Source organism: Methanoregula sp. (assembly GCF_049510175.1).
Classification (GTDB): domain Archaea; phylum Halobacteriota; class Methanomicrobia; order Methanomicrobiales; family Methanospirillaceae; genus Methanoregula.
Window position 1 is genome coordinate 44,763 of record NZ_JBEKZF010000009.1, and the last position, 10,876, is coordinate 55,638.

Genomic DNA, 10,876 nt, shown 5'->3' on the forward strand with positions numbered 1-10,876 from the left:
AGCGAATTTAATAAAACCAGCGCCTAGTCCATGCAGTCGTGCATGAAGGCGCAGTCCTGCGTGAGGAGGGCGATCTTCTCACCGGACGAGTAGGGCCGGCCGAAGTTCAGGTCCTCGATCTCGAGCGTGAGGCTGCCGGCAAAACCGTGGTCCCCTAAGGAACGCATGACCCGTGCCATGACCGGGCTTTTCGCGAGCGGCAGGTGCAGGGTCTTTCCCTCGGCCCGGCTGATATGCACGTTCACGAGTCGGTCATGGCAGAGCTCGATGTACCGCTGCGGCTCGTCTTCCGACTTTGAGAGGGCGTGGGCCACATCGAGCGTGAAGAAGAGCCACGGTTCGTCATCGAGGAGTTCCCGCATCCGCTCGGGTGTGCAGAGCAGCGAGTTGACCTTCGGCTCCATGTTCTCCATGCAGACCCGGATCGAGTCCCGCATCGCCGCCTCACGGAGGACGCTGATGTAATGGTCGAACCGGGCGAAATCCGCATCGCCCGGGGGACGCTTTGCCGTCCTCCGGCCGGGGTGGACCGTCAGGACTCCCGCACCCATCTGCCCGGCGATCCCAAGCGACCGCACGGTATACTCCACGGAGACCTCCGCCACATCCGGGTTGATGGAGCACGGGTTGAGGTCGAGGATGGGGGCATGCACGGTAAAGGTCGACAGTTCCGGGTGCTGCTTCCGGCATGCAACCACCTCGTCCACGGGCATGTCCCGGAGCCAGAAATGCGGGGTCTCCAGCCAGAACTCGATCCCATTGAGGCCGGACCGGGAGACAAACGAGAAGATCTCCGGAACAGTGTACTCGTGGAAGAACATGCTCGCGACGGAAAACGACACCATGGTAGTACTATTTGATATGCGGTTTTAGCCTAATAATTGTTGATGGACTGGTTCAACACCCCGGACGAACCACCTGCGGGAAAAAGTGCGCCACTGCGGGTATCCGAGCTCTCGGCAATCATCACCGGGCTCCTCGACGACCCCCGGCTGCAGGATATCCGGGTGCGGGGTGAGGTCACCAACTACAAGCACCACGGGAGAGGACACCGGTACTTCTCGCTCTCGGAGAAGGGCGGCGGCTCAACCGCAGCAGTGATCAAGTGCGTGATGTGGCGGTCGGATGCGGACCGGCTTGCGTTCACGCCGGAAGAGGGGATGGAAGTCGTGGTCTCCGGTTCGGTAGTCGTGTATGCCCCCCACGGCGCCTACCAGCTGCAGGTCCGGGCTATGGAGAAGGCCGGCCTCGGGGAGAAATACCTGCTCGTGGAGCAGTGGAAGAAGGAACTTGCGGCACAGGGGCTGTTTGCAACAGAGCGGAAACGCCCGCTCCCTCTGTTTCCCGGCCGGGTCGGGGTTGTCACGTCCGAGACCGGCGCGGTGATCCACGATATCCGGAATGTGATCGGGCGGCGGTACCCGGTCGAGATCATCATCTCGCCCACGGCCGTGCAGGGCGAGGACGCCCACCGCGAGATAGCTGCGGCGATACGGCGCCTCGCGGGGCTCGTGGATGTCGTGATCGTGGCACGGGGAGGGGGAAGTTTCGAAGACCTCTTCCCCTTCAACCACCCGGATGTGGTGAAGGCGATCGCGGCCTGCCCGGTACCGGTCGTGAGTGCGATCGGCCACGAGGTGGATGTTACGCTGGCCGACCTCGCCGCGGATGTCCGTGCGCCAACACCCTCCGCTGCTGCCGAGCTTGTCGTTCCGGACCGGAACATCCTGCGCATGCAGCTGCAGGAACTCCTGCTCCAGATGGGCTCCGCCCTGCTGGGAAGGGTTGCGTGGGCAAAGGAAGAGTGTACCGGCCTCCGGGACCGGCTCCGCCCGCAGCGGTTTCTCCGGAAACTGGATGAGCGCAAAACCGATCTCGCCGATCTCGCTGACCGGCTCGATCGGGGGTTCTCCACCCGGCTCGACCGCGAGCGCCTCCTTCTCGCGGAGATGAGGACGGCTCTCGTTGGCAGGAGCCCCCGTGCGGTGCTGGCCCGGGGGTACTGTGTTGCAGAAAAAGACGGCACGGTCGTGCGGGGCGTCAAGAGCATTGCACCGGGCGATCGCATGAAGATACGGTTTTATGACGGGAACAGTCTCGTGAACGTGGAGCGTGTGGACCATGACGGAAACGTTTGAAGTGAAGATCGAACAGCTGAAGAAGATCATCGAAAAAATCGAAGACGGGAATACCAGCCTCGACGAGAGCATGAAACTCTACGAGCAGGGAGCGGCCCTCGTCAAGCAGTGCGAGGGCATGCTTGCCGAGGCGGAAGTGAAGATCACGACGCTCAGCCGGGACAAGTAGCCGTCAGGGTCACGAGCATCTCTTTTCCCAAAGCAAGATTCCGGATCAGCTCTTCCGGGAGCGTCGCTGCCACGAGGTCGGAGTGAATGCCGATCGTCCTCCCGCAGACAAATGTACTCCGGCGCCAGACCATGTCAGCGGGGTGATCGAGAGTCATCCGTGCAGAGCCACGGGACGTGATATCCGCAACAACCCCGCCGCATTCCAGCCGTGTCACGAGGATCGCATCGTTATGAGCAAGCACCCGTTTAAAATCTTCCGACAGCCCGGCACAGCCCTTGTCCGCGGCGATCCCGATAATACAGTTACCATTCGCCGTGAGGTGGTCCTCGCGGGTCACCTCAAACGTGGTCGGATGCGTGCCGAGGACCAGCGGGTGTCCCCGGCACCGTACGAACTCCTGCGCCTTCATGCTTTATCATGTGAGGGTTGCCATAGATATTCAATGTTTATCACCGCCAACTGCCCCGAATGCAAAGACGAGACCGAGCACGAGGTCGTCGCCGAGTCCCGCGACCTGCTCATCCGGTGCACCACCTGCGGCCATCACCAGCGGGTCCCCAAAGAACGCGAACCGCAGGCCCTCATGATCAAAGCAATCGTATCCCGCGAAGGAACATCGAAGGTCTGCGGGATCGAGCTTGCGGAAGAGGACGAGTGCAGCGTGGACGACCACCTCGTTGCCGAATGCGGTGATGATGCCTTTGGTGTCGAAGTGACCTCTATCGAGTGCGGAGGAGAGAAACGGGTAAACCGGGCGAAGGCGACCGACATCACGACCCTCTGGACACGTGCGATCGAGAACGTCGTGGTCAAGGTCTCCATCCACGATGGCAGGAAGACGATCCCGGTCTACATGGAGTGCGACGGCGAGCAGCCGTTTGTTGTCAACGACATGTATGTGGCCTCCGGGAAGAGGTTCCGGATCTCGCACCTCAAGCTCCGGGACGGCCCGCTCATGCGGAAAGAGGGATGGAAGACCGTTGCCCACCGCATCAAGCGGATCTACGGCGTCCGATCATAGGTATTTTTCGAGGGCGGATTCCAGCTGTTCGACATGGACAACGCCTTCAAACCGCTCCTTTTCCACCCCGTCCACCAGTGCAAGAATGGTGGGTGTCGCTTTCAGATGGTATTCACCGATATACTTCGGGTTTTGTACCGCGTCGATCTCCTCGATGGTAACACCGAGCTTCTTTGCCACTTCGGCATTGATCGGCGCCTGTTCCATGCAGCCCATACATCCCGGCTGGAAAAAGCAGAGTACACGAAGAGCCATGAACAGGAATCGGCCCCGGCGATAAAAAGAGTATGGGTCGTTGATCACTGCTTGGTAACGGAAGCGACCGTGATATCGGCATAGGGATAACCGAAATCAACCACGACACCAGCAGGGGATTTCCGGGTAATTTCCCCGAGCCGGATATACGTGACCGCCGATGTGTTGGATGCTGTGGCATTGGAGGGTTCTGATACTCCCATCGCAAGTGATTCCCCGACTTCAAGGGTACTCATGTTGATATTCTCTTTCAGGAGGTCTTCCGGTGTGAACAAGGCACTCAGGGTATTATTGGACGTGAGGGTAACCGTTTTCTTGTCGTTGTTCCTCATGCCGACAATGCTGCTGCTGATCGCGTTGTATTCCGGATTGTAGAGGGCGAACCCTTCCACACTTCCATTGCTGGAACCACCGACATATACCTGCACCGGGTAGATGGCCTGTTTCCAGCTCTGGTTTGCTGTCAGGGTGATCTGTTTTGCATACAGAATCCCCTGCCCGTTTCCGGTCACCTGATTGTACAGCTGCTGGCTGGTGGTCATGATGGGAGTGCCTGCTGCATCGTAGATGGTATAATCGATTACCACCTGGTCTCCGGCTTTGATCGGGGCAATCGCAGTAACCAAGTTCGTAAGGTAGGAGCCTACCATGGCGAATACAAACACCAGCGCGACAATGACGAAAATGACTTTCATCCATTTCTTCTGGGATGCTTCCTTCTGTTTTTTAGATCCCATACGTAACGATCCTCCTTACTACATCGTAACCACTCGGTATAAATTATTCCGATTCAACCGGGGTTTGTAGGGTTCTGATAACTCTACGGGACTTCGGGACTTTTGGGAGCGCATGATAAATGGCGGGACTTAACCAATGTCTTTTTTATTGAGGGGGTAATAATTCAAAAACATACAATGTCATGGAAAAACTGGATAACTTACATACGATTATGCTTATTCAATCGCTATTTTGAGGGCACTCCCAGAATTGGATCTCACACAAAGGGTGTCTGGAGATATAAAACAACATGGGGGGATTGGGAATCGATGGGTGGCCAAGGCGGGGATTCGTTTCTTGTAAAGAATCCAACGGGTAAACTCCGAAAATTTAGAAAACATGCCTTGAAAAAAATGTCGGGGTTATACCCTTGTTCTAATGAAGAACACGAAAAATTGTGGGAAATTTGGCATAACCGAAAATAATTATTTTGTTGCTGCTAATCCGATCATCGTTTCCCATCTGTTCCCCATCAGATTGATCGGGATATTCGCCATCTGTGCTGGTGTCATTCCGTTGATTCCCATGTGGGGCCTGATGTAGTTGTAATATGTCTGCATTCCCGCTGCGAACTCTCCGGCACCCGCGCTGCTATCGAAACTCCGGATAACCTTTGTCCTCTCCCTGAAAGTTCCGTTTAATCGTTCTAGGATGTTGTTGTTAGGCTTTGTCTCAAAGTCTTTGAGCCTGATGTGGGGATTCTGGATAAATGCCTCATTGTCGTAGAATTCTGCTTTCACCGCTTCTTTGTATGCTTGTAATCCATCAGTGACAATCGCGTCGGGTCTTACGTTAGTAACGCTCTTTGCCTTCTGTAATGGATTGCGTGCGTCGTTCACAAACCGGTTTTCGGTAACCTGACAAGCGAGAAGGTAGCGCGTCTTCGCGTCCATTACGTTCCATATCCATTGATAATATTTCTTCTCGCCTTCTTTCTTGATGAACACTGTCGTTTCGTCAGAATGCCAGATATTACCAACTTCGACTTTGTATTTCTCTGAATACTTGCCAAGAAGCCGGAGATACTTCTTGATCCAGCTCAGGATTGTGGGCTGTGTAACTTCGACGTTCTCAAATTGTTTCAAGTGATCGGCAATCTTGCGCTGCGATACTCCTTTGAAGTAAAGGTCAAGGGTGAGAGTGATTACTTTTGGGTTGAACTTCATACGGCAGAATCCCTTATCTACAACAAACCGGTGATCACAGTCTGTGCACCCGTACCGCTGAACCTCTCCAAATTGCGTCTTACGGATACCGCGTTTTACAACGTTGCCACTCTTGCAGGATGGACAGAGAACTTTTATTTCGGTTTCTGCGATTGTTGCGGGTGTGCTGTGTTCCTGTATGTCACCGGAGAGTTTCAAGGAGAACTGTACCGCGTGGATATGCTTGCAGGGCATATTTCTGGTTGCGAAGTCCGGGCATGTGCATTTCCAATCGTGCAGGTGTTGGGGGTCGCGACCCTTTACAAAAGTTCGGGTTACTTGATAGTACGCATTCTTTGATTGTGATCGAACATCCCATTCGTTCTTCCCGGTCTGAATGATCGTGTTTGGTTGGCTGAGGATTGCCAGACCTCTTAATTCTCTTGGGTTGGTTAATTGTTGCATTATTGTTCACTCTCATTTGGTGTATACTATAGTATATACCATTGTATGTATTTATACTTATGTGTGCACTTTGGTGTATACAAAAGTATTAAGTATTTGATACACCAACATATCTTTATGGTAAACCACGCAAAGGTCAAATTATACGCTGTAAAATCACGACATAGCATTAATCTACCCAGCGACTTTGTTAGGGATAGTGCATTTCCATTCTCTCCGAATGATAACTTAAAAATGAAGATTGATGGGAAGAGGATTGTAATCGAAAAAGAGAGTGAAGATTAATCAATTACAGGATATTTTTTTCCGATTACGCCTTTGTTTTTCAATTACTTCTGATATATTACGACGCACTCTCTCTCTTAGTGAGAGGCGATCTTGTTTTTTTTCTGTTTTTAACATAACTTACACTCCTTCTCTAGATTTAGAGTCTTTAGCCTTTTATCTTTTTTACTATATTTCAATTCGTCTTGGTATACTCTCCCAAGTATCTTCATCATATTGGTGCTAGTCTTATAGCAACCGTCTTTTTTCAAGATAAGAAGTTCCGTCTCTTTCCCAACACCTTCATGAACTTCTGCGTTAGATTTTGCCTTAAAAACATTGTATATAGTTTCCTTCAGTGAATTTTGCTTTGTGTGCTTTTGAAAAAATAATGTGTTTGTCGCTTGTAAGTAGCCAGAACCAATAGTACCAAACTGGATGGATGTTTTATCTATAGTTGCATATTCATCAATTTCTGTAATCTTTGCTTGATTCTTTTGATCAAACCCGATTAACAAAATTCTGGTATTCGTATAGTATTTATTAATCGAATCCACAATTGCTTCTGTTATCGAATTCATAGGATTTGTTGTGTTTGATTCCATTATCAATTTTAAAGATTCTTTATCTAAATTGAATGCGTCGAGAACTTCATTTTTTATAACTTCGTCCCGATATTTTTTGAAATTTTCAAATATTTGGATCTTTATCTTATCATAATCCTCCATGTAACTGGGGATTTCTGTTAAAATCCCAAAAATGTCCATCTTACCAGCTAACATAGCAACGGTATTTGGAGGAATGTGTTTGTATTTTTTAATATCGTGTTCAAATTTTCCAAGGATTTGTTCTCTTCCCAGACCAATATCAATTGTGACCATATGATCTGTTGCAAAAACTATGCACTCTTGTCCTCTCTCTTGTCCTATTGCGGCTATACAGATGGTCAATGGATTTCGCCCCAAATGAGAATAGGAATCTCCCGTTAATATAATATCCTGATTGTAGCAGTGGTATTGTTTAGAAGTCCCGCCATTTATCAGCGCGTTTGTTTTGTTTGAAAGTCCCGTCATCTTATCAGAACCGTTTGTAGAAATATTTATAATAAATAAATACTAACTATCGGTTAATCCATTAACGGATGGGTACACGAGAAAGGAGGGATGATCATGGCATGGAGACGATACCCGTTTGATTCGATCTGGCATGAGATGGACGAGATGCGGGCGGAACTGGACAGCATATTCCGCCAGGCATCAGCCGGCGGCAGGCTCCTGCCGGCCGGAGGGATGAGCGACCGTATGCTTCCGGCACTCCGCGGGGAGTTCCGGGTGGATGTCAGGGAAGACGATGACGAGATCATTGTCGTCGCCGATCTCCCGGGCGTCGACAAGGAGGCAGTCGCCCTGCAGCTGCTGAACCCCCGGGCTCTCGAGATCACCTGCGAGCGCACCAAGGAGAAAGAGGAGAAATCCGAGGGATTTTACCTGCGGGAACGCATGTCCGGTACCATGAGCCGGATCGTCGCACTCCCGTCGGATGTCAGCGAAGACGGTGCAAAAGCAAGCTTCAAAAACGGTGTCCTGGAAGTGACACTGAAAAAGACAAAACCTCTGAAAAAAAGCCGCATCGAGATCGAGTGACCGTCAGGAAAAACCAAAAAATCATCTTTTTTATGCACATTCTACCGATGTTTTAACGTGCAGGACGCAGTAAAGCTGTACCGATGGAGAAAAAAAAGGTCAAGGACTATATGACCTATGATGTCGTCAGCGTGGACCTCCACGGTACCGCAAAGGACGTCATCGACAAGATCCAGAAGACCCACCACGATGGTTTCCCGGTTGTCGACGGGAACAGCGTGGTCGGGTACATATCGGCCCGCGACCTGCTGTTCGTCCAGCAGGACACCCCGATCGAACAGGTCATGTCCGCCAACCTCATTGTCGCCGACCCGGAGATGGATATCAACGATGCCGCCCGGGTGATCTTCCGGAGCGGTATCCAGAAACTGCCGGTGGTCGATGAAAAAAACAACCTGCTGGGCATCATCTCCAATTCGGATGTCATCCGTTCCCAGATCGAGCACGTATCGCCGGAGAAGGTCTTCAACTTCATGACCACGCTCAAGAAACTCTATAACGTGGATCCCACCCTTGACCGGGGGACCGTACCGGTCAAGGACCTGCTGCCCACCCAGTCGAAGATTTACGAGGACGAACTGGAGGGACGGATCTATGAGATCAAGAAAGGGCTGGCCGAGCCGATCATTGTCGTGAAACGCCCGGGCCGTATTATTCTTGTCGACGGCCACCACCGCGCCATTGCGGCAAAGAGACTCGGGATCTCGGCGCTCGATGCGTATATCATCGGGATCAAGGAGGATATCGAGCTCGGTATGGAACGCACGGCACATGCGATGAACCTGAAGTCTCTTGACGATGTGCAGGTGCTCGACTATGCCCGCCACCCGCTCGTGGCGATCACGCACCGTCTGGTTAAACGTGTCTGATGACACGTTAAACCACTCACAGGTCTGATGATATGTTCGTTCGTGAAGAGGGTCTAAAGACCCTCTTCTACACTCACAGGTCTGATGATATGTTCGTTCGTGAAGAGGGTCTAAAGACCCTCTTCTACACTCACAGGTCTGATGATATGTTCTCATGTCAAAAGGGCCGGATAACTTTTTCGTACGTACCCGATATTTCATCAGTTCCAGATGGCGCTATGCGCAAAACGACTCGAAGGTTTCATCTTCTCGAATCCATCCTCGCTGTGTGGCGAAGGAACACGAGACGAGAGCCATCAGGCTCTCTTCGCTGATGCGACGACTGATCCCGGTCGGGTTTTGCGCTGGCGATGACGTTGTCCGGCCCCGATAATCAGATATGATATATCGGTTCTGATGCGTCTGCGGTTGATGGCCCATGTTTCATCTCGTTAAAATTTTCGAATCAACCGCCAACCTATCAGAACCCACGTTCCTTATTTTTATGGATGATCTCCATCACACTGCATCAATTCGCAGGTTTCCTGTCCGATAAAAAATTTTTAATGGTGGTAATAAGCTTGTCGATATGCTGGTCTAGGGGGGGTGATATCGCATCCAGCCAATGGGGTGTGCCAATAAGATAATCCATCGATTTTGTAGGCTGCACATCCTCAATTCTGAAGGGGATAATAAGCAGTGATTTACTGATTGCCTTCGTCACTTCACGAATCACATGCTCTGATGCGTTCGAATGAGATGAGAAGATGAGCACCATTATTTTGCTTCCTTCAATCCCATCGATAATGGCCTCAGGGAAATTTTTTCCGGGAGGTACATCCCGGGGGGCAATCCAGCATCGGATATTCTGGGATTCAAGTCTGGCACATACCGCATCTGCTGTAGGTTTATCGACATGTGCATAGCTGATAAAAACATCATGATGGCCGTCATCGGATGGGATCTGCGAATCAAGTACCGCCGGTTGAGGGGCAGAGATTCTGGATTTTTTACGATATTTGTAATAGCCAACAGCACTTATACCAGTAACCGCCAGAACTACGACAACGACCACCATCAAGAGAGATATCGGGATACCCTGCTGCTGGGCAGCCGGTTGCTGGACAGCCGGTTGCTGAGTGGTTTGGGCAGCAGTTGTAAGCGCAGCTGGTGGCTGAGCAGAATAGAGAATCCGTATTTTCCAATCAATCATGGATGGGGGAATAGTTTTATTGGGTCCGATATTGACATCCTGCACCCTTTTATTATTACCCCCCGAAAGAATGTGCGAATGCCCTGATTTTGTTGATGTGTCATACCCGATAGAAACTCCGCCGCCAGTATTACCCTGCGGGGCTGATTGAGTGAAAACACTAGCGTAAAAATCACCGGTTCTCAATAATGGGGGAACCGGAACAGTTATCCAACTGGCATCACTCTGAGGGAAATCCTTGTAGGTAATATCATAGGCATATATATTATTGAAATTTTTATCCCAGAGTCTCACATGGACCGGGTTATCAGGACTATTTCCATACATCTTGCCAAAAATTTTTATTCCTGTTATTGTGATACTCCCCGGATTGTCAAAATAAACTGCATGACCCCCATTACCAAGGCTGTAAAAACTGTACGAAGCAGAATCACTATCATATTTGAGTTCAAGGGAACTGTTCTGGTCGGTGACGGGTTCAGCGAATGAGTGGGGGATAATGAGAACGAGGAAAAGTGCACACACAATATAAAAAAGGGGCATTCCTTTTTTTTCTGGCATTAATACAACCTTGATTTTATCTCTATTATAGGTAATCACGACTTTTTTTACCGGGAAAAAAAGGACGGGTTTCTGTTTTTATCAGCACACGTTTTTGAACGACGTGCATTCCCGGGATGTGAACGTATGATTCCTTGAGGAACAAAATTTGAACGGGGTTCCCCAACTCTGGAGTGCCGCAATTAATACCCCCTCACGCACCAGAATCTCCACAACAATTATTTATAGCGAATCTGCATTATTAGCCTCCAATTCACCGTGCTGTCCATGCGCGACCAGGCAGGTACTCCGGTCGATCGGTTTCGAACCATCCTTGGCCTTCCGTCCCTTCGTAAACAAATTTTTTGCGGTATTTTATGCTCGTAATGATCCAC

Annotated in this window: 12 protein-coding genes; 5 read left to right on the forward strand and 7 right to left on the reverse strand. The window is 50.7% G+C overall.

Translation table 11 applies throughout. The features are described from left to right. Positions 1 to 23: 23 nt before the first annotated feature. Positions 24 to 845: a sugar phosphate isomerase/epimerase family protein gene (locus tag ABSG49_RS10980; RefSeq protein WP_424026171.1), complete on the reverse strand. Its 822-nt coding sequence runs from the start codon at positions 843 to 845 to the stop codon at positions 24 to 26. A gap of 42 nt (positions 846 to 887) precedes the next feature. Between ABSG49_RS10980 and xseA the strand changes: the two genes are divergently transcribed. Both xseA and xseB read left to right on the forward strand, forming a co-directional pair. Next, positions 888 to 2,138, forward strand: a complete 1,251-nt coding sequence (gene xseA, locus ABSG49_RS10985; protein WP_424026172.1) for an exodeoxyribonuclease VII large subunit — start codon at positions 888 to 890, stop codon at positions 2,136 to 2,138. Beyond that, complete coding sequence (xseB, locus tag ABSG49_RS10990) at positions 2,122 to 2,307, forward strand: exodeoxyribonuclease VII small subunit (protein ID WP_424026173.1); 186 nt, start codon at positions 2,122 to 2,124, stop codon at positions 2,305 to 2,307. The genes xseA and xseB overlap by 17 nt, the downstream gene beginning before the upstream one ends. Here the strand turns inward: xseB and ABSG49_RS10995 are convergent. Further along, positions 2,291 to 2,719 (reverse strand): DUF371 domain-containing protein, encoded by a 429-nt coding sequence (locus tag ABSG49_RS10995; RefSeq protein ID WP_424026174.1) that lies wholly within the window; start codon positions 2,717 to 2,719, stop codon positions 2,291 to 2,293. The two genes, xseB and ABSG49_RS10995, sit on opposite strands and share 17 nt — an antisense overlap. Before the next feature lie 33 nt (positions 2,720 to 2,752). Between ABSG49_RS10995 and ABSG49_RS11000 the strand changes: the two genes are divergently transcribed. Next, a complete protein-coding gene (locus tag ABSG49_RS11000) occupies positions 2,753 to 3,331 on the forward strand; it encodes an HVO_0476 family zinc finger protein (RefSeq protein WP_424026175.1) in 579 nt (192 codons plus the stop codon). On the opposite strand, the gene ABSG49_RS11005 is transcribed toward ABSG49_RS11000, so the two are convergent. The 4 genes from ABSG49_RS11005 to ABSG49_RS11020 form a co-directional block, all read right to left on the reverse strand. Beyond that, positions 3,326 to 3,586, reverse strand: a complete 261-nt coding sequence (locus ABSG49_RS11005; protein ID WP_424026176.1) for a thioredoxin family protein — start codon at positions 3,584 to 3,586, stop codon at positions 3,326 to 3,328. The genes ABSG49_RS11000 and ABSG49_RS11005 overlap by 6 nt on opposite strands. Positions 3,587 to 3,630: 44 nt before the next feature. After that, complete coding sequence (locus ABSG49_RS11010) at positions 3,631 to 4,323, reverse strand: SurA N-terminal domain-containing protein (protein ID WP_424026177.1); 693 nt, start codon at positions 4,321 to 4,323, stop codon at positions 3,631 to 3,633. Positions 4,324 to 4,788: 465 nt separating this feature from the next. After that, a complete protein-coding gene (locus ABSG49_RS11015) occupies positions 4,789 to 5,973 on the reverse strand; it encodes a DDE-type integrase/transposase/recombinase (protein ID WP_424026178.1) in 1,185 nt (394 codons plus the stop codon). A 395-nt stretch (positions 5,974 to 6,368) separates the two neighbouring features. Continuing rightward, the gene (locus ABSG49_RS11020; protein ID WP_424026179.1) at positions 6,369 to 7,310 is read right to left on the reverse strand and encodes a hypothetical protein; all 942 of its coding nucleotides are present in this window, start codon (positions 7,308 to 7,310) and stop codon (positions 6,369 to 6,371) included. A 96-nt stretch (positions 7,311 to 7,406) separates the two neighbouring features. On the opposite strand from ABSG49_RS11020, the gene ABSG49_RS11025 reads away from it, so the two are divergent. After that, positions 7,407 to 7,880 carry an Hsp20/alpha crystallin family protein gene (locus ABSG49_RS11025; RefSeq protein WP_424026180.1) on the forward strand — a complete coding sequence of 158 codons (474 nt, stop codon included), beginning with the start codon at positions 7,407 to 7,409 and terminating at the stop codon, positions 7,878 to 7,880. 83 nt (positions 7,881 to 7,963) lie between these two features. Further along, a complete protein-coding gene (locus ABSG49_RS11030; protein WP_424026181.1) occupies positions 7,964 to 8,749 on the forward strand; it encodes a CBS domain-containing ParB/RepB/Spo0J family partition protein in 786 nt (261 codons plus the stop codon). Between the two features lie 508 nt (positions 8,750 to 9,257). Here the strand turns inward: ABSG49_RS11030 and ABSG49_RS11035 are convergent. Next, positions 9,258 to 10,502 carry a toll/interleukin-1 receptor domain-containing protein gene (locus tag ABSG49_RS11035; protein WP_424026182.1) on the reverse strand — a complete coding sequence of 415 codons (1,245 nt, stop codon included), beginning with the start codon at positions 10,500 to 10,502 and terminating at the stop codon, positions 9,258 to 9,260. Positions 10,503 to 10,876 lie beyond the last annotated feature (374 nt).

What these genes read in the sequence shown, in the direction of transcription:
- xseA (WP_424026172.1), top strand. Translation starts at nt 888, where the DNA reads ATGGACTGGTTCAACACCCCGGACGAACCACCTGCGGGAAAAAGTGCG.
- ABSG49_RS11005 (WP_424026176.1), bottom strand. Translation starts at nt 3,586, where the DNA reads ATGGCTCTTCGTGTACTCTGCTTTTTCCAGCCGGGATGTATGGGCTGC.
- ABSG49_RS10995 (WP_424026174.1), bottom strand. Translation starts at nt 2,719, where the DNA reads ATGAAGGCGCAGGAGTTCGTACGGTGCCGGGGACACCCGCTGGTCCTC.
- ABSG49_RS11030 (WP_424026181.1), top strand. Translation starts at nt 7,964, where the DNA reads ATGGAGAAAAAAAAGGTCAAGGACTATATGACCTATGATGTCGTCAGC.
- ABSG49_RS11000 (WP_424026175.1), top strand. Translation starts at nt 2,753, where the DNA reads ATGTTTATCACCGCCAACTGCCCCGAATGCAAAGACGAGACCGAGCAC.
- ABSG49_RS11035 (WP_424026182.1), bottom strand. Translation starts at nt 10,502, where the DNA reads ATGCCAGAAAAAAAAGGAATGCCCCTTTTTTATATTGTGTGTGCACTT.
- ABSG49_RS11015 (WP_424026178.1), bottom strand. Translation starts at nt 5,973, where the DNA reads ATGCAACAATTAACCAACCCAAGAGAATTAAGAGGTCTGGCAATCCTC.
- ABSG49_RS11025 (WP_424026180.1), top strand. Translation starts at nt 7,407, where the DNA reads ATGGCATGGAGACGATACCCGTTTGATTCGATCTGGCATGAGATGGAC.
- ABSG49_RS10980 (WP_424026171.1), bottom strand. Translation starts at nt 845, where the DNA reads ATGGTGTCGTTTTCCGTCGCGAGCATGTTCTTCCACGAGTACACTGTT.
- ABSG49_RS11020 (WP_424026179.1), bottom strand. Translation starts at nt 7,310, where the DNA reads ATGACGGGACTTTCAAACAAAACAAACGCGCTGATAAATGGCGGGACT.
- ABSG49_RS11010 (WP_424026177.1), bottom strand. Translation starts at nt 4,323, where the DNA reads ATGGGATCTAAAAAACAGAAGGAAGCATCCCAGAAGAAATGGATGAAA.
- xseB (WP_424026173.1), top strand. Translation starts at nt 2,122, where the DNA reads ATGACGGAAACGTTTGAAGTGAAGATCGAACAGCTGAAGAAGATCATC.